The organism is Blautia intestinihominis (assembly GCF_040096655.1).
Taxonomy (GTDB): domain Bacteria; phylum Bacillota; class Clostridia; order Lachnospirales; family Lachnospiraceae; genus Blautia_A; species Blautia_A intestinihominis.
On record NZ_JBBMEI010000001.1, the window covers coordinates 174,761 to 196,948 of the forward strand.

At 34.1% G+C, this 22,188-nt stretch carries 19 protein-coding genes; 5 read left to right on the top strand and 14 right to left on the bottom strand.

All coding sequences use genetic code 11. From position 1 onward, the window contains the following. Positions 1-162: 162 nt before the first annotated feature. The 9 genes from WMO75_RS00745 to WMO75_RS00785 form a co-directional block, all read right to left on the bottom strand. Positions 163-828, bottom strand: coding sequence for a DUF6973 domain-containing protein (locus WMO75_RS00745; RefSeq protein WP_025580954.1), 666 nt, complete (start codon positions 826-828; stop codon positions 163-165). Between the two features lie 54 nt (positions 829-882). Then, positions 883-2,979, bottom strand: a complete 2,097-nt coding sequence (locus WMO75_RS00750; protein ID WP_025580955.1) for a peptidase domain-containing ABC transporter — start codon at positions 2,977-2,979, stop codon at positions 883-885. Between the two features lie 42 nt (positions 2,980-3,021). Then, positions 3,022-6,159 (bottom strand): type 2 lanthipeptide synthetase LanM family protein, encoded by a 3,138-nt coding sequence (locus tag WMO75_RS00755; protein WP_271727088.1) that lies wholly within the window; start codon positions 6,157-6,159, stop codon positions 3,022-3,024. A gap of 116 nt (positions 6,160-6,275) precedes the next feature. Next, the gene (locus WMO75_RS00760) at positions 6,276-6,476 is read right to left on the bottom strand and encodes a plantaricin C family lantibiotic (protein ID WP_025580957.1); all 201 of its coding nucleotides are present in this window, start codon (positions 6,474-6,476) and stop codon (positions 6,276-6,278) included. A 280-nt stretch (positions 6,477-6,756) separates the two neighbouring features. After that, positions 6,757-7,542 carry an ABC transporter permease gene (locus WMO75_RS00765; protein WP_117843975.1) on the bottom strand — a complete coding sequence of 262 codons (786 nt, stop codon included), beginning with the start codon at positions 7,540-7,542 and terminating at the stop codon, positions 6,757-6,759. A 5-nt stretch (positions 7,543-7,547) separates the two neighbouring features. Then, on the bottom strand, positions 7,548-8,357 hold the full coding sequence (locus WMO75_RS00770) for an ABC transporter permease (protein ID WP_059085304.1): 810 nt from the start codon (positions 8,355-8,357) through the stop codon (positions 7,548-7,550). Continuing rightward, the gene (locus tag WMO75_RS00775; protein ID WP_055151469.1) at positions 8,350-9,273 is read right to left on the bottom strand and encodes an ABC transporter ATP-binding protein; all 924 of its coding nucleotides are present in this window, start codon (positions 9,271-9,273) and stop codon (positions 8,350-8,352) included. The genes WMO75_RS00770 and WMO75_RS00775 overlap by 8 nt, the downstream gene beginning before the upstream one ends. Before the next feature lie 139 nt (positions 9,274-9,412). Next, positions 9,413-10,330 (bottom strand): sensor histidine kinase, encoded by a 918-nt coding sequence (locus WMO75_RS00780; RefSeq protein ID WP_117843973.1) that lies wholly within the window; start codon positions 10,328-10,330, stop codon positions 9,413-9,415. Positions 10,331-10,335: 5 nt separating this feature from the next. Next, positions 10,336-11,025 (bottom strand): response regulator transcription factor, encoded by a 690-nt coding sequence (locus WMO75_RS00785; protein ID WP_025580962.1) that lies wholly within the window; start codon positions 11,023-11,025, stop codon positions 10,336-10,338. Positions 11,026-11,342: 317 nt separating this feature from the next. Between WMO75_RS00785 and WMO75_RS00790 the strand changes: the two genes are divergently transcribed. Further along, positions 11,343-11,597: a hypothetical protein gene (locus WMO75_RS00790; RefSeq protein ID WP_226824571.1), complete on the top strand. Its 255-nt coding sequence runs from the start codon at positions 11,343-11,345 to the stop codon at positions 11,595-11,597. Positions 11,598-11,773: 176 nt separating this feature from the next. Here the strand turns inward: WMO75_RS00790 and WMO75_RS00795 are convergent, their stop codons facing one another. Genes WMO75_RS00795 through WMO75_RS00815 form a run of 5 tightly spaced genes read right to left on the bottom strand, consistent with a single transcriptional unit; the run spans position 11,774 to position 17,775 of the window. Further along, a complete protein-coding gene (locus tag WMO75_RS00795) occupies positions 11,774-14,227 on the bottom strand; it encodes an ABC transporter permease (protein WP_025581297.1) in 2,454 nt (817 codons plus the stop codon). 3 nt (positions 14,228-14,230) lie between these two features. Beyond that, positions 14,231-14,374 carry a hypothetical protein gene (locus WMO75_RS00800; RefSeq protein ID WP_173684410.1) on the bottom strand — a complete coding sequence of 48 codons (144 nt, stop codon included), beginning with the start codon at positions 14,372-14,374 and terminating at the stop codon, positions 14,231-14,233. A gap of 58 nt (positions 14,375-14,432) precedes the next feature. Next, positions 14,433-15,668 carry a radical SAM/SPASM domain-containing protein gene (locus tag WMO75_RS00805; protein ID WP_025580259.1) on the bottom strand — a complete coding sequence of 412 codons (1,236 nt, stop codon included), beginning with the start codon at positions 15,666-15,668 and terminating at the stop codon, positions 14,433-14,435. Between the two features lies 1 nt (position 15,669). Beyond that, positions 15,670-16,770: a radical SAM protein gene (locus tag WMO75_RS00810; protein WP_117843972.1), complete on the bottom strand. Its 1,101-nt coding sequence runs from the start codon at positions 16,768-16,770 to the stop codon at positions 15,670-15,672. An 18-nt stretch (positions 16,771-16,788) separates the two neighbouring features. Beyond that, complete coding sequence (locus WMO75_RS00815) at positions 16,789-17,775, bottom strand: S8 family serine peptidase (RefSeq protein ID WP_025580261.1); 987 nt, start codon at positions 17,773-17,775, stop codon at positions 16,789-16,791. 561 nt (positions 17,776-18,336) lie between these two features. Between WMO75_RS00815 and WMO75_RS00820 the strand changes: the two genes are divergently transcribed. The 4 genes from WMO75_RS00820 to WMO75_RS00835 are packed head-to-tail and all read left to right on the top strand — an operon-like array spanning position 18,337 to position 22,179. After that, positions 18,337-18,681, top strand: a complete 345-nt coding sequence (locus tag WMO75_RS00820; protein WP_044996742.1) for a hypothetical protein — start codon at positions 18,337-18,339, stop codon at positions 18,679-18,681. A 24-nt stretch (positions 18,682-18,705) separates the two neighbouring features. Further along, positions 18,706-19,416 (top strand): conjugal transfer protein TrbL family protein, encoded by a 711-nt coding sequence (locus WMO75_RS00825; protein WP_004223652.1) that lies wholly within the window; start codon positions 18,706-18,708, stop codon positions 19,414-19,416. A 13-nt stretch (positions 19,417-19,429) separates the two neighbouring features. Continuing rightward, positions 19,430-20,353 (top strand): hypothetical protein, encoded by a 924-nt coding sequence (locus WMO75_RS00830; protein WP_025580265.1) that lies wholly within the window; start codon positions 19,430-19,432, stop codon positions 20,351-20,353. A 2-nt stretch (positions 20,354-20,355) separates the two neighbouring features. Then, positions 20,356-22,179, top strand: a complete 1,824-nt coding sequence (locus WMO75_RS00835; RefSeq protein WP_025580267.1) for a lysozyme family protein — start codon at positions 20,356-20,358, stop codon at positions 22,177-22,179. The last annotated feature ends 9 nt before the right edge of the window (positions 22,180-22,188 follow it).

The following is a 22,188-nucleotide window of genomic DNA, read 5'->3' on the forward strand; positions in this document are numbered from 1 at the left end:
ACTTGGTTCTCATTCTGATTCTTCTTTCAAATTTAGTCAGAGCAGACATTTTTAACGACTATTATTTCTATTCAAAAACAGTCACAGATATCTAAACATCAATAAAATATCTGCGACTGTCTTAGAGATATATTTCATTTCAGTTCATACGTTCTAACTTTTTCATTCATGCAGCCATACAAACAGCGAATCTTCTCTCATTATCTCGTCATATATGATTTCCGCCATTTTCTCTTCTGGTGCAGATAGGTTATCTGCACCTAATTTCCTCCCTATTTCATTGTTATGTAAATCCATTTTTTTGTGCTCATCTTTTGTATATCCATCGCTTTCGTTTCCAGTAGTATCTTTATCTTCATGTGCTGTCGCAAAAAGCTCTGCTTTTTCACTTCCTATCAAAACTGTCATTTCGGCATTCCATATTCCGTGTCTAAATGCGTCACTCCTGTCACCCAAACCATTTTTTCCGAATTTTCTTTCGGTTTGTTTAGTGGCAATTTCCTTTGCTTTATTGACTTTTAGTGCATCAAACGGATATCGAATCACTAATTTTTTCTCAGAAGAAGTAAGTGCGTTCCAAATGTCTATGACGCCATCTTTCTTAATAGCATGAATCTGATCCATAAAATCACTTATCTGCTGTTCACTCCATTCCGGATGTTTTGACTTAACATCTAAAATTTGCTTAACGATATCCTCAAACTCATTAGTTTCATCAATTATAAAACCTCTAGAACTCATACTTTCATTTGAAGCAGCATAAACTGAAATGGGAAGTGATGCACTAATCAGTACGCTCACCCCAATAACTATCTCTTTCTTCTTCATCTGTAATACCTCCCCATACAATGGCTTTTCATATCATAATTTAATTCCTATCTGTCATTGAATACTCTCAAAATACCATCCCTTTTTCTTCATCAAATCCAAATGTGTTCCCTGTTCAATGATGCTTCCCCTGTTCAATACATAGATATAATCCGTATCTCGAATAGAGGAAAGTCTATGAGTAATGATAATTTGCGTTTTATTGGTAGACCTTAGGTTATCATAAATTTTCTTTTCTGTAAGCTGATCCAGATTACTGGTAGCTTCATCAAAAATAACTACCTCCGTATCGCTAAGCAGAGCTCTTGCTATGGCAATACGCTGTTTTTGACCACCTGAAATATTTTGTCCTCCTTCTCCAACAAGTGTATCCAATCCCAACGGCATACTTAAAACTTCCTCTTTTAATGCTACAATGTCTAGTACCTTCCATATTTTCTCATCCGGAGCATCACCTATAATATCAATATTCTTTCTTATACTTGCATTTAAGCACATAGGATTTTGAGTAACTACTGAAAACCATTTATAAATCTGTTCCTTCGACATTGATCTGATATCATAATTATTTATCTCAATACATCCTTGATTAATATCCACGGCACCCAGTATGGCTTTTATCAAGGTTGATTTTCCACTACCCGATAAACCAACAATAGCAATTCTCTCGCCTCGCCTAAGATCAAGAGAAACATTATTCAATGCGTATGCCTGCCCACTATTGTAGCAATATGAAACCGAACTTATTTTTAAATTTTCAAATTTTCCAGGTACAAGAACTCCCGTATGATAATTTTCTCTAAAAATCATTAGTTCCTTATAACGTAAAAGCACTTCTTTAATACTATTGATACTCGGTAACAACAATACAACGGTAGTAAAAGGTGCTGTAAAATATCCCACTAAGGTTGCATAGGCTATAAGTTGTCCTATCGTTAACCCTCCTTGCTTCACACTATAACTTCCAATCACGTAAATCATTAAAGGGAAAATCAAGTTTAAGGTTGAGGAAAAACTATTCATCAAATTACTAATTCGAGTTTTTCCCTTGAATCTTTCTATTAACTTACTATAAGAATTTTGTAAATTTGATTTAACTGCATTATCCATCCCCATACATTTTATTTCCATTATATTCTCCAGAGTATCTATCAGTTCTCCCTGTATTGTACTCTGTGAGTATATATACTCTTTCGTCTTTATGAGATTTTTACCATTTAATAAAATCATTATGGCGATCTGTATAATAGAAACAACTAGAACAAATGCAGTCAAATATGGAGATATACTGGTCATAACAGCTAAACATACCAAGGATGTAATCCCTTGGATTATAATGTTTATAAATCCATTGGTAAGAATGTCGTTCAACTGATTTATACTATTGAAACGGTTCCCTATGTCACCTGCGGAATGCCATTCAAAAAAACTTACATCCAAACGGAAAATTTTATGAATCATATTAGAAATCATTGTTTTAAAAAGTTTCATGTTAATATTCAATAAAATTTTCTGTCTTAGTAAGCTCAATACAAAATGGGCACACATAATCAGAAGAACTAAAAGTGTAATTTTCCATATATGAATTGTAATATGGGCAGAAGATAAACTATCTATTACTTTTTGCACAACCATTGGAACAGCTAATGTAATAAGTTGACACATAAGCATCAACATAATTGCAATCATAAATTGAGAGAATTTTACCTCTATTTTAAATTTGGTTTTTTTTATTTTCTTAATATTTCTACTTGGAATAACGGATACAAGAATATCCTTGTATCCGTTTTTTAATTCTAAAAAATCGACAACTCTTTTTCCATTTGCTGGATCAAACAGAATATATTTTCCTTTCTTCTTAGTTTTATCAACTACCACATAGTGGGAATCATTACACAAAATGGCTGGAAGATACTCTATTAAGTTTTTTTCTTCATGATTATACTGGTATGCAGCAAATTTAAATCCATACTTTTCTGCTAATTCTTTCATTTGAGCTAAGGTCATACCGTCTCTGCCAATCTGAATCTCTGCCCCTATGTCCACGATATCACTTTTACACCCGTAATAATTAAGAATCATTGTCAGACATGCTATGCCACAATCCATGCTTCCTAGCTGTGAAACATAATGCACTTTTTTTTGAAACATCAAGTTCCTCCCTTTGTTAAATATTACTTAGCAATTACGCTCCTAAATCTCCAGAGCCAAAATGCATGGTAATTCTGGGTACAAATCTCTTAATAGAGAGTATCCCATTCCTGAGATTCCTGTCATAAATCCTGGTATCTTATACCCATGCAAATAAGACCTTGCACAATCGTAATTTTCATTTATAATATCCATAGCAATTTGTGTTCTCGCAGACAACATCATATGTCTTACTTCTTCATCATTACATTCTTTTGAATATTCAAGTAATATTTCTGTATTCCCCAAATTCCCATGACATAGACAGTCATTATCTGTAAATCCATACATTTTTGTCGCAAATAGTGCACGTTCAATATCACATTGTACTGTTATATAATCACTACTGTCTTTAACCAGGTTATACATCTTACTTCTTGCCAATAAAATCCCTGGTGCCCCATGACACCATGCTGCCATGCATCTATTATCAGAGTTTTCTTCTTTTTTTGCCTCCTCCCGATTGTCTAACCAATTATTATATTTATCAGAATACATGGTATTTTCATATATTAATCCAGAGTGTATTGCCTTTTGATATTCAATATGAAATTGCTCATTATTTAACTTTGTAAGAGCATAAATTATACCTGTAATTCCATGTGACAGCCCAGATAAGCTCTGCCCGTTTCCGCAGCACCACTTACCCTTATTCTGATTTTTTATAAGAATGTTCCCTGCTTCGCACGCCAATTGCAAATATATATCCTTTTGAGCTAAGTGATAAAGATTAAGAAGAACAATAACGGCACCTGCATTACCATAAATCAGATCATTATTTTCATCTGCTTTCAATGCATACTCTAAAATTTTGCAATGTTTTTCTGCATATTCTAAATATTTTTGTTTTCCTGTTATCTTATATAAAACTTCGTATACATATATAACAGAAGCTTCCCCCGCATAAGCACCGCTACTTTCCTTTTCTAAATCCGTGGATCGTTCCAACATATCATCGGTATATTGAAACATCATGGTCTCAAATGCTTTGCAGGCTGCTGACAAATCCACATCAAAATCTGATTGCTGTAGTGCATTATAAAAAAGGGCAATTCCTCCTAATCCTTCATATAAATAAACCCCTAATGGTTGGATATTCCAAGAAGAATTTTCAGAATTTCCAATAGATGTTATTCCTATCCAATTTATATCCTGCCCATCATCACCATAAAAAGCTTTTTGCTCTAATGTATGTAAAATTTTTAATATGGCATTTTTTTTATATTCCTTTTGTCCATGTTCATTATCGCTTCTACTTATACAAAGTTCATTTATATCTTTTTTAGGTTTCTCAACTTTTACATCATTCAAATCTGTTAAAATTATTTTTATAAATCTAATCTGTTCTTCTCTATCTTTCTTGCCCATAGAACAGATCTTATTTCTAAGATGTTGAATACTAGACTCAGCAAAATAGTTCTTCACCACTTCCCCTTCTGATCCATAAAGATCTTCTTTTGAAGTATTGCTATAAAAATATGGAATATCCATATTCAGCATATCCTTTATTTCCAGTTTTGCAATTTCCATATTCCCTTGCATCTGTTCCACATTTTTTAACACTGCACACAAAAATAGTTGCCTATCTTTCGCATCTTGAAGAAAATCCGGATTGTATGATGTGTGCAATAGCATGGAATACCGCTGAGTATCTTGGACTAAATGCCTAACTTCAATATTTTCAAATATCGAAACATAGTTTAATATAAGCTTCTTATTGTCCAAACAAAATGTATATGCGTCAAAAAAACCTTCGCATATCTCATCTATATACTGATTAGGTTCTTTTACCTTTTCCCCCAGTCTCAGTAAATTATTACTAGCTTGAGTAATAGGTCTTTCATATTCATAATGCATATTTGATGTCCCAGCATTTTTTAATCTTGGAATCAGTATTGGATATTGCTCTCCCTCTTGGCCATTAAGAGCACTCATATTTATACCTTTTCCATTTTTAGTGTATTTATAAAAAGGCAGTACTCCAGAATACAACACTGATTCATGTATCTTATCGTAAATTTTTTCTCTACCTGATTTTTTCTTTTTCTCCCTTTTATTATCTAAGACAGTCTCGGCATCTACAACAACCGGATATCCCCCATTAGCAATAAGATTTTCAGTATGTATATCATTGACATTTAATATATAATTGCAAAAAACAAGCACTCCTATCCGATAATAATAATTCCTGACTTCAGCCTCACTGTTACAAGGAAGATTAACTACAAATTCTTCCCATCCATAGTCCCCACAATCTAAAATCAAAAATTGCTTAAAGTCCTTTTTACAATTGGAAGAAATAAACTCCAAAAATGACTGATATGCTTTCTCCACCTTCAGTCCGTGTGGTTTATAAACTATTTTTCTTCCATCTTGAAACTGAATTAAAAAAACACTATTTCCTTTCTTATGTGAATCTGAACCACTCGTTCTTATGTTTTTTACTTCAGTCCAGCCCTTTTTCCCACCAAATTTATCTTCTAAAAGTAAAGTATCCTTTTCCATTCTTTCCTGCAATAATATATAATTATTTGCCAAATTTTCCATTAATTCTATCAGCATTCTTTTAAGACCTGGATATATGGAAAATAATTCTTTTATATACTTATCATTACCAAGAAATCTCTGATTATAGTCTTTATATTCTTCTGCTTCATCATTTCCTCTAAGTTCTCCTTGTTCTTTTGCTAAATACATTTCAAAAATAAGAGTGCTTAAAGAAACATCTAAAATCCTTTCCGCTAAATTTTTCAAAAAACAGTCCTGAACTACTTTAACAATATATCCTTTTCTACTCTTTCTTTCTAAAACCCGTTTCCCATATCCCAGAAACCTGAGAACAAATTGATCAAATAATACTTTTGTTCCTTTTTTAGTCAAATAGGATATAGCCTTCTCATTACACATATCAGAATATTCCTGATTTAACGTTGCAAAGCTAATATATTTATGATTTAACGAATACTCTGAAAATAATATCTGCTCTATAGAAACCCCATAAGCCTTATCTATTAATTCAATAACATCTTTACCTAAAATGTTATTCCAATATTCTAATATTTGAGTATCTTTGATTGGAACATCCTTATAATAATTTCTTTCATAAAAATAGGAATTATTGTCACAATTATTTTTATCCATAATAATCTCCTCCATTACGTAAAAAATTTTGAATTTGCATATGATATCTATGCATAGAAGCCAAACCTATTCATTCAGTAGTCATCATACCTGTGGTTTCATACCACTCTCATAAACTAACAGCAAACAAACATAATTGTTCCCCAGTTACATTCTTTTGTTGATGTACAGAACTGAGAGCCATCGGAAACTCTTGGTTCACCAGCACCTGCGGAAAAATTGTTTAAATCCGCCTCTTTAATTTCCTTCATTACATTTCCTGCCGGATTCATAAAATTTTCTGGTCTTGTCATTGGATTTCTATAATTTTTCTTCATAAGGCACGCTCCTAACTGCTTCTTGCATAGATACCATATGTAAATTCAAAATGTCTATATCTATACGATTTAATTTTTCACAAAATACTGCAGGAATACAGAACCCTTCAGGTTCATCCTAAGATATTTATTTTTTCATTTCTCATTTCCTTAAAAGGTTCTGTTAAGTTCACTTGACTAGCAGTATGTATTTTCTCTTCTCCTTCCTTACAAACATATATTAAAATTGTTTATGATTATGATTACGGACAACATTTCTTTACATTCAATCCACCATTTTTTACCACCCTTTCCGTCTTGTTTGTTTTACCTTTACTTTTCTTTTTGATTTCATATAAACATTCTTTTTGGTTCTGTTTAGCATTTGAAACAATAGTATGGAAACCACCAAAACCCCAATTATAGACATCGCCGCAGGAGGAATTTTATATGTTATTCCATATTCGCTTCCGCATTTAGGATCAACAAGTATCATTGCAGCCTTGATTGGAAACCAATTAAGCATACTTCCTTCCATTGTTGCAAAATATCCGTAGATGAATGCAACGGCAACTCCCAGCAATGATTTTCCTTCTGCAAAAGCACAAACAATAATAATGGGAAGTACTGATATATACACCAATATGTCAGATACAATAATCTGAGCGGCTGACATCAGCATCATATGAATATTCATTCCAGAAAATCCTAAAAAAGCATTAAAACATATTGACAAAAGAGCGTTAAAAATACTAAATACTATAGTTAAAAATAAAAGCAGCCAAAATTTAGCAATAAGTAACTTTTTATATGAAATAGGTACTGTTAAAATAGATTTTAATGTATCATCTGTTGTTTCTCTGGAAATAATGTACACAGCGACTAATGTAATAATAATCGGGAAAAATAATGTACAATTACTAATAATTACCTGCTGTATAAAATACTGAAAATCCCATACTTTATTTGTGCTTGCAATTGAATAAAAGCAACTCATTAACACAGATAGCGACATCATAACTAATCCAGCTTTTACAACTGAATATCTTTTAATTTTTAATAACTCTGTTGATATAATATTTCCCATTTAAATTACCTCGTCCATTTTTTATAAAATCTAATCATAAGCATTAAAGATAAGAACAATGTTACTCCTAATACCAAAAATGCATAAAGATCTGACGGAAACATAATATATGCTTCTTTTGACAAATTATCTTTTATTACATGATCTACCAGTTTACCGCTTGTCCAGTCCATCGCACATATAACTGGAAATAGATTTAGAAATTTTGCGGTACCTTTCACTGCCATTGTTTCAAATAAACCGATAATTCCCCAATTTAGAATCGAATAAAAAAATGCCAACAATGTAGACACTAAATAGGATTTATTAAAATATACTATTATAACCACAATAGGAAGTGACGCTATCGTTATCACAAGCCCAAATATAATACTAAATCCTAGCTTGTATGCTAAATCATATATAATACCAACCTTCAATATCCATGAAAAGAATATTGTAAATGATACACTCGTCAGGCTAAAAAGAGTTCCATATATAAAAAGTACACAGATCTTTGCAAGGATCATTTTGGTAATTGTCACGGGCACTGTTTTAATATTTTTAAATGTATCATTATCTCGTTCCATAAAGAACAAGATTGTCGCAAGCATTCCTATTAAACAAGGTGCAAGGAATACAAGACCATAGCCCTGTGTCATAGTAAAGGATAAATCAAACCTCATTTTCAAATAATGTGTGCTCAGATCACCAGACATCCCGTTCTTAGTTGTCATAACCACAATTAAGGGGAAAAAACATGATAATACAATCAGCATGAGCGTGATTTTCCTTCTTTTCAATTTTGTAAACTCACATCTGACTAAATCAAGCAATTCCTTCCCCTCCTGTCACTTTTTTAAAATAGTCCTCTAAAGTATCTTCACACAAATGAGCGTCCATCACGTCTACTCCTTCTTGAACAAAGGAACGAACTATATCTGGTATTGATATACTGAGATTATACACATTTATATCTTGGTTTCCTGATACCTTAAAATTTGATTCTTTATAATACACTGACAGTATTCTTGCTGCTTGGGCATTATCAGAAACCTTGAAGTGTATATATTTTCCATTTTTTTCTTCTAATTCCTTCATACTTCCCTCTTCAATGAGTACGCCTTTATCAATGATACCAATATCGTCTGCTAAAACAGCAATTTCTGAAAGTATATGGCTAGAGATCAATATAGTTTTCCCTCTATTTTTAGATAAATCTTCTATAAATGTTCTTATTTCTGCGATTCCTATCGGATCTAAGCCATTAATTGGTTCATCCAAAATTAATATTTCTGGATCATGCATTACCGCTAATGCTATAGCTAATCGCTGTTTCATTCCTAATGAATACTGCGAATATAACTTTTTATCTTTATATGGTAAATTAACAAGTTTTAATGCCTGTTCGATAGCATCAGTTCTTGGGATTCCTCTCAATTTCGCAAAAATTCTAAGATTTTCCGTACCTGTCAAATTAGGGTAAAATCCAGGACTTTCAATCAGTGATCCTATTCGAGGTAATATTTTTTTCTCTTCAAGCCTTATATCTCTATTAAAAATACGTATGGAACCTGATGTCGGTTCTATGAGGTTTAGCAGCATTTTCATAGTTGTGGTTTTTCCAGCTCCATTTCTCCCTAAAAGTCCATATATCTTTCCCTTTCTTACATGCATATTTAGATTGGAAACACTTTTCTGTTCTCCATATGTTTTAGTTAAATCACGTGTTTGTATAATGTATTGTGACATTTGGTTTTTCTCCTTTCAGAATCTTCTATGTTTTACAGTATAATATATTTTTCTGACAGGAACCTGACAGAAACCTGACAAGAACCTTGTAATTTATTTAATACGAAAAAGATGATACTCGAACGTATCATCTTTTTTGTTACCTTTGTATAACTGAAAATTCAATACAAAATACTGTTCCTTTACCCGGTTCACTAAATGCACTAATTGTCCCACCCATTTTCTCTAGCAATAATTTTGAAATATTTAATCCCAGTCCATTCCCTTTTCCGGATCTTCCTTTATTACACCGGTATAATCTTTCAAAAATATAATTCAAATCTTCCTTTGCTATCCCTATCCCATCATCACCTATCTCGAGTCTAAATTTACCATTCCCCTCTGATGCTGTTATTGATATGTTTGCTGCTTTGCTATGAGTAAAAATATTCTGCACAATATTATTTATAGCCCTCATATAACAATCCTCATCAATCTCAACAATTATAGCTTTCTCAGGAATTTCTATATTATATCCTATTCGATGTTCTTCTATTATAGGGATCCAATCCAAAAAAATCCTTCTGGTTTCTTCAGTAATGTCAACTGCTTTTATTTCCAACTGTTCCTCATCTGAATTAATCCTAAACCACTCGAATAACACTTCGATATATTTTTTTAAGTCATACGCCTTTTCTTTCGCTAGTCTTAGATATTGTTCCTCTTTATCTGAACTTACCAGTTTTAAATCTAGAGCGTCCAAATACCCTATTAAGGTTGTCATGGGTGTTCTGACATCATGTGATAAACTTGTCATGAGTTGCTTATTTGCTTCCAACTCTATGTTACTCTCTTCGATCCTTTTTTCATATTTATACAATATAGAATTTACTCTAAATCCAACTTGATCTATCCTATTATTTTTTTTCAATAGAAACTTTTGTTTGCTTTGACCTTTCTCTATTTCTAAAAGTATTTGATTGAACTCTTTTAGTCTTCTATTAATTTTAAACACATAAAGTGTCAATCCCAAATTATAAAATAAAAGTATGACTAGCACCACATAAAATAATTTCATTTATCTCATAACTCCTTATTGAATCTATATCCAAGACCTCTTACAGTCTGAATATACGAATTTTCTGCTGTTCGCTCTATTTTCTTTCTCAATCTGCTAATAACTGCCATTATGTTATCATCATCATATACATACTCTTCGTTCCAAACATTTTCGTATATTTGTTTCTTCGTGAGAATTTTTCCTTGATTTTTTGCAAGATATATAAGTACATCATATTCTTTTGCAGATAATTTAAGCTCTTCACCAGACAATTCTACTATGCCACTTTCTAAGTCAATTCTTAAATCGCCATATTTCAAAATTGCTTTACTAGCCATATTATTTAAACGTGTGTAACGTCTTATTAGAGATAATACTCTTGCAAAAAACTCTTCCATTTCAAAAGGTTTTGTCAAATAATCATCAGCTCCCGCCCGCAACCCTTTTACTTTTGAGGTGCTGTCATCTTTCGCTGTAAGCATTAGTATTGGTACATTACTCATGTCTCGTATTCTTTCTAAAACTTCAAAACCACTGATTCCTGGCATCATCACATCCAATACAACTAATTGATATTCCTTATCTTTTACTGATTTTATCCCATCAAAACCGTTGCATGAAATATCTGCACAAATATTTTCTTGCAAAAGACTCTCTTGCAAGAGTGTACATAAATCCCTATCATCATCAATAATTATAATATCTTTTCTCATCTCAAGCCTCCAGTAATATGTATATCTCTTCAAATTGATTGCAACAATTATATTGGTAATTATTTTATCACTATATTAACCGTTTGTATCTTACAATATTCTTGTAATTCATATATCGAACCATTTTGGCTAACTCTTTATATATCAAATTTTTATTTCTTCATCTCAACTTGACAAACCTCTACAATTAAAAAAAATTCACCCATACTAGAATAATCTGACAACGATTCCAGGTAGGGGAACATATTCTGGTCCGAATCTTAACTATCCCGGGAGATTCCCCAGAAACGCTCTCCATCCATGCAGATGTAAAAAGCGTGGAAGGCAACACCAGCAAAGAAAATCTGAAAAGTTGTCGGGTACAGGGAAAATATGCCGGAACGGTGGAAGACATCCACAAAGGAACTGTTTTTGTCCGGTTAGAATTGGGCGTCAACGCCATTGCTCACAGTTGCTACGACAGCCGCACCGTTGGGAAGAAAGATAAGGTGTCCTTTGTTGTGACACATATTGATGAAGAACGGAATGTTGCAGTGGGGATTATCACTCGTATTATTAAACAGAGTATTTAACAGTCCATAATGTGAAAGGTAGGAAATCAACTGAACGCTTTCCTACCTTTTCTGTTATCTTTTCTCACCCTCATACTCAATTTTCAAACCAAAAATATATTGCAGTTTATGAAGCAAAAGAACAAATACAATGCCCATATATTAATTTATAAAATTCTTTTATTAGTAGATATACTCTATTTTATTCTATCTATCAGACTCTCTCTCTTGTAAAAATTAATAATTATATAGGCAAATATCATTTGAACAATAATAAGTATTGAAAAATATACCGTCATTTCTTTAAATGGGAAGTGATATATCACTTTTCCAAAAACACTAAAGGAACTAAATACATTACACAGTATAATCCCAAAAATAGTTCCAAAAATCAAAGAAATTGAAATCGAACCAACGGAATATAAGATTCCCTCTTTTACTACTATAGATGATAATTGTTTATCAGTTAGACCTACACATTGTAGCATTCCATATTCTCGTTTACGTGTTGCCATATTTGAAAACAGCATATTTAGCAAATTAACAATACCAAAAATTCCTACAAATATAACTAAACCATAAACTGGCTTTCTATATGCATCTATCCTTTGTTTATATGAAGCAGCAACATCATCTATGGTAGTAAATTGGATAGGCATTTCATTTTGAAACATCTTTCTAATCATATCTTCTGTTTTTGAAACATTTGTATCACTTGTTGTTTTTATACTCAATTGATAAGTTAAATTTAATACATCTTTTCTTAATTCTTCCATATTAGATAAAGGCATATACACCATATTGTAGCCGCCATAATCAGCACCATTTTCTACAATTCCTACAACCTCATATTTTACTGGTACACCCTCGCTATCTAAAATATTAATTGTATCACCAATTTTAACTTCCCAATCCCATAAAGTTTCCCACTCACTTGCTTCCGAAACTACAATTCCATTTTTCTGTTGCATTTTCTTAAAATCTATTTCACCATCTACTAAAAATTTCTTTAAATTAGTAATATCCCCCGATTGTATTCCGTCCACAACAAAAATATCTGTATCGCCATTCGGTAATGTTATGTCACAAACTGTTCCTTTATACTGTTTAATTGATTCGACAGCTTGCATATCCTCTAATTTTTTTAGCAACTCTTGATTTAAAATATTATTTTTTTGTAAATCAAAATATTGTTTACTCGTATAAGACTGTGGTCCGTATGTTCCAAGTTCAATTTTTATTTCACCATTTGGCATTGATTTTTTTGCCATATTATATGGATCAATAGAATTTAAGTAGGAAGAGCTAGCCATAAGAACTATTCCACAAATTCCTAAAGAAAGTATTGTTAAAAACGTTTTTTTCTTATTACGCTGCACACTTAACAATGCTAATCTCCACAATGTAATTTTTTTATATGAATGTTTCCTATTTATATTTACCTCTGTATCTGCAAAATATCGTAATGCTTCTATTGGAGAGGCTGCAGATGCTATTTTTGCTGGTTTATAAAGAGATAACATTACAACAAAATAAACAAACGCACTCGCCATACCTGATATTAAAATAGTATTCACTAAATACCATCCTTTTGGTTGAATAAAGTAAGCTATAATACCCCCAAAAACACATCCCCAAAAACAACCTTTTAGAGTTAAAACATTCCCTTCTATTTTTATTATTTTTCTGATTTGCTTTTTAGTCATACCCAATGTTCTCATCTGTCCATATTTTCCAATTCTCTCCAAAACAGAAACAAAAAATATACTATAAATAACTATACTTGATATAATTGCAATGACTAAACTCACGCCCAAAATAACACTTATATATTGAATACTTTTCTGACTAATAAGAGAAAAATAATAAGATGAATAAACAATGCTATCCTTTGGTACATCTAATTGTTGTGCTATTTTATCAATTTCACTCTTTATTCCGGCTTCGTTCCAGCCTTGAGTATCGTTAATTTTAAAATATATGCTATATAAAGCCCCTGGCATTTTTCTTTCAATCAATTTATCAGATACATATATCGAATGTGTATCTGCAGTACTCTGCATAGGTAAAATTCCTGCAATAACATAGCTTTCTTTTCCATCTCCTAAATCTATCTCTATAGAATCACCTATTTTGGCCTTTGATTGAACCTCTTCTAAATATGAATCAGTTACTACAACTTCTTTTTCCATTTCAGGTAATTTCCCCTTTAATTCGGGATATCTTCCTAACTTTAGTAACGACTCTGTCATTGTTCTTATAGTAATTTTATAAGTCCCCTGGTTTAATGTCCCCAGTGTTCTAGTTTCTCCCATTTCAACATTCTTCATGGCTTTCATTTTATTGACAACCTTAGAATTAACATCCATAAATGTCGCTTGATACCGACCTTCAGCATCTTGAATTGAAAAACGTTGTGTTTGTACAAAATAAAGTGTTACCACTATAATTAATGCTGTTGACAATATTATCGTTAAAATGCCACAAAACTTCTTTAACCTCACACTATTCAAATCCTGTCTTGCTAAATGCCCTATTACCTTTTTTTCATTATTGCCTTTCATTTTTCCTACCTCAATTCTATATAAATTTACGAAAAATCCCATTTTCAAAACCAAATTCTGATTTTGAAAATGGGTTTTTCCTAGCACATCTTACTGCTCTGGTGATAACCAATAAGTACCGTCTAAGCAATCAGTTAAGCAATCTTTTCTCAGTTTACCGTAGCAAATAATGACGAGATCATACGCATTAACTTCTGCCTCTGTTAATTCCTTATTCTCTTTATGTTCCAGCATTTTGACTCCTCCTTTCATTAAAAATTTATATAAATAGTTTTCACTAATTATATACATATCACAAAAATTGCTGATACTCTTCCTCTTCACAAAATTTTATAAATCTTTCCAAATTTATTGCTATATTTTCATTTTTATCAAATATAAACATGCTATATATAAACATAATTTTTCTTAATGTGCAGTCAGAATCTACTCCTTCTTCTATAAGTGCTGGACACATTCCTCCACAAACACAATTAAATTTGCAAGTCTTACATTTTTCATTAGGCATATAAAATAACTTTTCCACATTGTCATTAGACAATATTTTTTCGATCGATTGCTCTATATCCGTCTCTTGTTCTATACTGCCTATTCGATATTTTTCTTTAACCAGAGAATGACACAAATATATATTTCCATCAGGGAAAAAAGCAGCCATTTTTCCAAATGCTGAACATGGATGGCTCAATTCTACCGCATGAAAAAGATTTCCGGCAAAACGTTTATTCGTATAGCCCTTTTCTATGATATATTTAGCAAAATAGCAGTATACCTTTAACCTTTCTTGATAATTTAATAATGGATAACCTCTATCTGCTGCACTCCCTGCATAATCTACAAAATGCAACAAAAAATCAGCATCGTAATATGCAGCCATATCTATGATTTCTCGAAGCAACATCTTTTCCTTTTCATTCTGATATGTAAATGTTAACACTACATCTATTTTGTATTTATTCAATAAAGCAATCTTTTCTTTTAATTGCTCAGTATTTTTATAATGGGCTGTACTAATTTCTATGGAATTAATAATTCCATTAAGGCTTTTAATAGTCTTTTCTGTTAATAGAGTCGCATTTGTCTGAACAATTATTTTTGTATTAATATTTTCCTTCAACTCTTTAAGAATATCTAGTATGTCCTCTAGGACAAACGGTTCCCCACCACTGACTATTAACTTTCTAGGGTTAGCCTTCCTAATTTTATCAATTACATGTTCTTTTACTTCAAGTTGAGACAATTTCTCTTTTTTGATATCCTTATTATTAGAACGCATAGCACAAAATTCACAGTTCAGATTGCAATAATCCGTAACAAATAGATAAATTGTATTCATCTGTTTTTTATTCTCAGGAAATGTCACATCATATTTCTTTCGCATTTTTGAAATTCCATCTATAATTTCCCGAATCTTTATGTCACCCTCTTCTTCAAATTCTTTTTTCTTCATTTTAAAACAAATATTTTTTTCTCTTTGGATAATTAGAACATATTCTCCAATTTCCACCACCCTATATTTATATCCCATACTACAACTCTCTCCTATAATGCTTTCGAAGCATTGCTACTTGTTCTTCACTATATTTTTCTCGAAATATATTGTTTACATGTCGAGTAAGTTCACAGTTAATTTCAGAAGGTATATAACAATTTCCTGTATTTTCGTAATTTCCAAATAAACAACTGCAAATTCTACATTTATTTTCTTTATACTCTTTACACTGTAAACATCTCGTATTTTGCGTTTTCTCTATTTTAATAATTTTTCTTATATACTCTGCATCTAACCCCTTGTCTACACTTCCTATCATATATTTTTTCCCAGTTTCTATACAAGGATATAACTCTCCTTTCACTGTTACAAATAACGAAACCAATCCTGCTTTACAAGGGAAAAAAGGCAAATAATCTGCTACAAAGCCTTCTAACATATCATTATAAAATTTCCATACCCATAGTTGTCCTCTATTTCTAGAAGAAATGTAATACTCAAATGCCTCATCAATTTGCTGAAACAAACAAATTTTATCTTCCTTATTCCATTTCTGATAGGCATTTATCTCCGTTTCTATATATCGAAATCCCAATTCATGTAAATGCCTAAATGAAGCTGAAAATTTAGTATACGTATTAGTATTAATAAGTTGTGCTGCATGTACAGCAATTCCTGTCATTTTCTCAAATTCTTCTTTGTATACAAGTTTTTCTTTAACTTCACTATAACTTCCAACACCATTCACAAATTTCCTGTTTTCATTATGAACATCCTCTAAACCATCTATGCTAATTTTGAATCGTACTCTTTTTTCAATCATAAATTCTATAATCTCTGTTGTAAATACAGTTCCATTTGTAGTGGTACTATAAAAAATATTTAATCCAATTTGTTCGTTTTTCTTTTCTATATAAAAAATAATCTCTTTCAAAAGCCCGAAAGCAAGCAAAGGTTCTCCACCAATAAAATACACACTTAAAGTTTTATCTTTCTGCTTGATGGCCTCACGCATAGCTATATCTATTGCCAATTGTGCTGTTTTCCATTTCATATTCACTTTTTCTTTATTTTCCACGTAGCAATATGAACAATTCAAATTACATCTTTTAGTAATTTCTAATGTTAATGAATACATTTACTCTCCTATCATCTACTAAAAATATAGCTGTTCTATTAAAATTCCTTTCTCAGTCAAAAACCTGTATCTATCATAATACCCCAAAAAAGGATATCGAATATAACAGTGCTTATAAGCATCACGGATATCATATACAAAATTTAGCAAATCCTTTTTAGCTGACATAAAATCGCTATATTTATCAATATCTATAAACAACTTATCGTAATAACCAACTATTTTTTGTGCTTCTAAATTATTTATGTCTATAATATGAACTTTAGAAAAACATTGTTTGATAAATTCTTTTTGCCTCTGGTTATCACTCCTATTAGTTACCAAAATTGCATTTTCAGAATTATTCTGTTTAACGCTACTTATCTGGTTCAGACTAGAAGACATTATTAAATCAACTATATCTTCAATCCCCAGATTTTTGTTTTCTCTAAAACAACTTATTATTCCCGTAAGTTTCGCTGTATACCAACTATTGCCTTGCATCAAATGTTCTTGATCTAACTGTTTAAACGAAACATAAGTCTTATTATTCAATAATAAATTCTGATTTCCACTCCTTTTGAGAATAACATTTCCGTCAAACTCACGCCTAATACCAATAACATTATCATACGATGCAGGATATGCAGTTTGGTTATTATTTGCATGTGCTGCCACTATTGGCACTGGACTTTTTTTACATAAATCATACAGCTCTTTTGAGAATGGAATCTCTACTCCTAAACTAATATTAATAATATCTACATTTTTTTCAATTAATGCTTCCAAACTTCTGTAAAGTAGTTCTCCCTCATTCCCAGCATTGCCACCTATTATATTATAAAGTAATATCTCAGACGTAGGATTTTCCAACAAAATACATGCACATACATATTCCGCATGAGAAAATGGGAAATTTTTATTTTTAATGCAATATCCTGGATTCATTCTTTTTATTTCTATCTTTTTGCCATAAAAAAACGGGTGTTGAAATATGGCATCTGAATCAATCACACCAATCCTCATTATACTCATTCCCCCTTTCATTTTAGATCTTATTCCATACGTTCATTCTCTTTTTTAAAATTCATATTCACATAAACATAAATCCTAATCCCCGAAGCTATATCCCAGTATCAATCTATATGCTTATTTTTTATGTTCAACTATCTAAGACATTTTCAATATACCCTTATTCTTTTTTTTAGTAATATTTTTTGTCTACATTGTCTTTTTTCTTTCCTCGTTGGCGCATACTATTCCTTTTTATGTCCCAACTTGGCACACTTCTGCGATTTACAGGGAAATCTACCCATGTTAGAATGATACTGTCAAAATTATATGTAGCGAAAACGTAGCTTTCCAGGGAATGCCTCTTCTCTGGTACAAGCTGCGTTTTTTAGTGCATGGAAAGGAGTATCACAACTAAATATAGAATAAGCGTTCCTCCGTATTGACCGGATTGAAGCTTTTATGAGGCAGGAAAACTATAAGCCAGGGCAAAGTGAAAGATCTCACTTTGCCCTCTTTTTATGAAGGAGGTTCATTTACTTGAAAAACCATGTACACAAAGAAGCCCCACCGGGCATGAAACATCATCGGAACTATGGAAAATATCTCTATACTGCCTTCCTCGCTTTCACTCTGATTGCCTGTAATGTACAACCCGTTATGGCTGCTACCATCTGGGACAAAGCTTCAGAAATCATGAAAGACGTATATAACCAGATTATTCTGATTTCCACCATTGCGGCTGTTGTAACTGCATCGGTTGCTTTGCTCTTGATGAATTTTTCCAAATCTGGAAAAACCGTGGATGAATCCAGGGCATGGCTCAAACGAATCATCATTACATGGGCGATTCTCAATGGTCTGGGATTTATCATGGCTTACATTACACCGTTCTTTGCCGGCGGGCAGTGGAATGGATAATGCAGATAAGGAGGTGGCTCTGTCATGGGAATACTTGACGGAATTGTAGAATGGATTGCCGAACAGGTCATGAACATTCTGGATTTGATTACTACTTCTGTTCTGGGTGCACTGGGATGTTCCATGGATACTTTTCTCCGTTATTTTCCAGCAGCGGAAACAATGTACCAGATTTTTCTGGCACTGGCTATCGGACTCATCCTTTTAAACTGGGTTTGGCAGCTTTTTAAGAATTATTTTATGGGGACAGGGATTGATGCTGAAGATCCAATCAAATTATCACTGCGGACATTTATGTTCCTTTTCCTGACATTCTATGCCAAGGACATCGTGGATCTTCTATTGAATATTGCAGGAACCCCGTATAGCTGGATTCTGACTGAAGATCTTCCACCACTGGAATTTGCCAAATTCAATTCTGTGATCACAGTAATCCTGGGGGTATGTGCCAATGGTGCTGTTGCCATTGTTGCCCTCATACTGGTACTGATCCTTGCCTGGAATTACATCAAGCTGCTTTTTGAAGCTGCGGAACGTTACATACTACTTGGAGTTCTGGTCTACACCGCACCTGTTGCGTTTTCCACGGGTGCTTCCCAGGCTACCGGAAATGTTTTTAAGAGCTGGTGCCGTATGCTCGGCGGACAGTTCTTTTTGCTTTTAATGAACGCCTGGTGTTTGCGGCTGTTTACTTCCATGGTCGGAACATTCCTTGCAAACCCTTTATCACTCTAGGAAGGAGGAGATTATGAAACATAAGAAAACACTGCTCTGCAGCCTGCTATTGATTTCTTGTCTGATTCTTGTAACTTCCATGCCGGTCTTTGCCGCTGAACTTACAGAAGCAGAGGTGCAGCAAGCTGTAGATGCACAGGGAAAAGAAACGGTCACCGGTAATGTCTTTATCTGGTTTCTGTGTGCCATTGCTTTTTTGAAGGTTTCTCAAAAGATTGACAGCTTTATGGCAAGTCTGGGAGTCAATGTTGGAAATACTGGTGGAAATATGATGGCTGAACTTTTAATCGCCGGAAGAGGTCTTGCAAGTTCCTTTCGAGGGCATGGAGGTGGAAGCCATAGTAGTTCCCATTCTTCCTCTCCCGGAAGTGCTGCAGTACAAAGTTCTTTCCTTTCCGGAGGATTAGCCGGAGCCGTTGGAAGGCAGACAGAGCGTTCTGCGGTAAATGCAGCCACCGGATATACCGAAGGACCAAGTATCGGAAATGCACTCTATCAGTCTTCCCTTGAAAAGGGCGGAGATTTTGCCAATAACGTTATCAGCAATATTGCTCAGGGAAACTATGGTCAAGTTGGCTCGATCAAAGGTGATGGGGCTGTTTCTGCATTTCAATCCTACATGGGAATTCAAAATGAAGATAAAACAGATCATTCCTATACCAATGTTGAAATTGGCGGCGGCAGGATAACAGGAGTTGAGTCCGGTTCCAATGGAGACAGCCGGGAATTTGCTATGTACCATGCCGATCAATATACGGCTCCTACCCATGGAACCTATGAAACTGTTCAATCTGTAGACGGAGCTACCTGGTACAAACAGTATGCTGAAAATACGGTATCCAAAATTCCTTATGATGCTGGCGATGGAAAGATAGCCTACAACGAATCCATTGTCCAAAAGCTTCCTCCTACTCCTCCAAGAAAGGATCGGATTTAGTGATGGATACAGAACGCTCTGGACTTGACGAAGCAATGGATGTAGGCTCCAGTACCATTTCTCACCTAAAGTCCTTAAAAACAGCAGCCACTTTCTCCAAAGCAGGATATGGTGCAGCCCTTGGCGGGCCTTTTTCAGCAGCGATTGGAGCAGTCATAGCCAACCGGAATCAGTTCGCTAAAATTCTCCTTGTTATTCTCGCCATACTGCTGCTTCCGGTTTTATTTATTGTGATGCTCCCTGGTCTGATCTTTGGAAGTCTGACCGAACAAAGCGATGTACTGAACAGCAACTCTATGATCAGTGAAAACATCCGTGCTTCCCGTGAAGCCATCGTTGAAGTGTTAGAAGAAAGCCATGAAGACATTCTGGCAGAGATCCATGCAGCAATTTCCCGTCTTCCACAAGGTGATACTGCATCCATCAATGACCCCTATACATACAGCATCTCCGTCAATGCCAATCTGCTGATTTCACAATTTTGTGCCAGCCAGGATGACTATAAAAACATCAACCTAAACCAATTAAAGAAACTCATCCGTGAAAACAAAGAAGGACTTTTTTCTTATGATGTAGCAACCGAGACAGTTACCATGGAAGTTACCGTTGATGGCGATGCAGAAGGAGAAGCCGGCACAGAACAGGGGCAGGCACAAACACAGACGGTTACTTTTACGAAACACACCTATACCGTTGTTTATGCTGGAGATTCCTATTTTGCAGACCATGTATTCCATCTTACAGACAAGCAGAAAGAACTTGCCAAAAACTATGCCGAAAACCTGACTGCTTTCTTTGGTACTGCTTCTTCCGGCATAGTAGCTGCTATCAATCTTAGCGATGAGGTATTGTCCTACCGCCCTGCTGTAGAAAGAGCTGCTGCGAAATATGGTATGAGTGATTATGTGGATTTAATTCTGGCAGTCATGATGCAGGAATCTGGCGGACGAGGGCTGGATGTTATGCAAGCAGCGGAAGGTGGATTTAATACCCGCTATCCCCATGTGCCAAATGGGATTACAGATCCTGAATACTCCATTGAATGTGGAGTACAGGAATTAAAATATGCCCTCGACAAAGCCGGCTGTACCGGACCTACGGACTTAGACCGGATTAAACTGGCTCTTCAGGGTTACAACTACGGTTCTGCATACATTGACTGGGCAATGGAGCGTGACGGTGGTTATACCAAGGAAAATGCGATTGCCTACTCTGATATGATGTGTGCAAGACCAAGCTGGCCTTATGACCTGTATGGTGATAAAGAATATGTGGATCATGTCCTTCGGTATTACCAAATTACTGCCAGTGGTGGCAGCTATCCCGCAAACGGTATGCAGATTCCACACTATCTCCAGACAGACTATGGAAACATTCCATACGGCGGGGGTTCCATCGCCAGCAGCGGATGCGGTCCGACAAGCTTTGCTATGATTGCCAGTTATCTTACAGGCACTACCATTACACCTATTGATGCAATATCCTGGTGCGGAAATTCCTATTACAAACCAGGAGTCGGCACTTACTGGTCTTATTTCCAGGCAGCGTCCGATCATTTTGGGTGTGGGGCTGTCACACAGACCAGTGATCCCAACCAGGTACTTCAGGCTTTATCTGAAGGTCATCCGGTCATCAGTTCCCAAAGAGCTGGGCTTTTTACCAGTGGCGGACATTTTATTGTCCTTCGTGGTGTAACGGCTGGAGGTAAAGTATTAGTCAATGATCCCAATGACAGTTCCTCCAAAAACTACATCAACCGTGAATTCGATATGATGACGGAAGTGCATGCAACCGCAAATGCCTATTGGATCTTCGCTAAAAAATAAAGGAGACAC

Excerpts from the sequence above, each read along its gene's own strand:
- WMO75_RS00745 (WP_025580954.1), bottom strand. The coding sequence starts at position 828 with ATGAAGAAGAAAGAGATAGTTATTGGGGTGAGCGTACTGATTAGTGCA.
- WMO75_RS00750 (WP_025580955.1), bottom strand. The coding sequence starts at position 2,979 with ATGTTTCAAAAAAAAGTGCATTATGTTTCACAGCTAGGAAGCATGGAT.
- WMO75_RS00755 (WP_271727088.1), bottom strand. The coding sequence starts at position 6,159 with ATGGATAAAAATAATTGTGACAATAATTCCTATTTTTATGAAAGAAAT.
- WMO75_RS00760 (WP_025580957.1), bottom strand. The coding sequence starts at position 6,476 with ATGAAGAAAAATTATAGAAATCCAATGACAAGACCAGAAAATTTTATG.
- WMO75_RS00765 (WP_117843975.1), bottom strand. The coding sequence starts at position 7,542 with ATGGGAAATATTATATCAACAGAGTTATTAAAAATTAAAAGATATTCA.
- WMO75_RS00775 (WP_055151469.1), bottom strand. The coding sequence starts at position 9,273 with ATGTCACAATACATTATACAAACACGTGATTTAACTAAAACATATGGA.
- WMO75_RS00780 (WP_117843973.1), bottom strand. The coding sequence starts at position 10,330 with ATGAAATTATTTTATGTGGTGCTAGTCATACTTTTATTTTATAATTTG.
- WMO75_RS00785 (WP_025580962.1), bottom strand. The coding sequence starts at position 11,025 with ATGAGAAAAGATATTATAATTATTGATGATGATAGGGATTTATGTACA.
- WMO75_RS00800 (WP_173684410.1), bottom strand. The coding sequence starts at position 14,374 with ATGCTGGAACATAAAGAGAATAAGGAATTAACAGAGGCAGAAGTTAAT.
- WMO75_RS00805 (WP_025580259.1), bottom strand. The coding sequence starts at position 15,668 with ATGGGATATAAATATAGGGTGGTGGAAATTGGAGAATATGTTCTAATT.
- WMO75_RS00810 (WP_117843972.1), bottom strand. The coding sequence starts at position 16,770 with ATGTATTCATTAACATTAGAAATTACTAAAAGATGTAATTTGAATTGT.
- WMO75_RS00815 (WP_025580261.1), bottom strand. The coding sequence starts at position 17,775 with ATGAGGATTGGTGTGATTGATTCAGATGCCATATTTCAACACCCGTTT.
- WMO75_RS00820 (WP_044996742.1), top strand. The coding sequence starts at position 18,337 with ATGAAACATCATCGGAACTATGGAAAATATCTCTATACTGCCTTCCTC.
- WMO75_RS00825 (WP_004223652.1), top strand. The coding sequence starts at position 18,706 with ATGGGAATACTTGACGGAATTGTAGAATGGATTGCCGAACAGGTCATG.
- WMO75_RS00830 (WP_025580265.1), top strand. The coding sequence starts at position 19,430 with ATGAAACATAAGAAAACACTGCTCTGCAGCCTGCTATTGATTTCTTGT.
- WMO75_RS00835 (WP_025580267.1), top strand. The coding sequence starts at position 20,356 with ATGGATACAGAACGCTCTGGACTTGACGAAGCAATGGATGTAGGCTCC.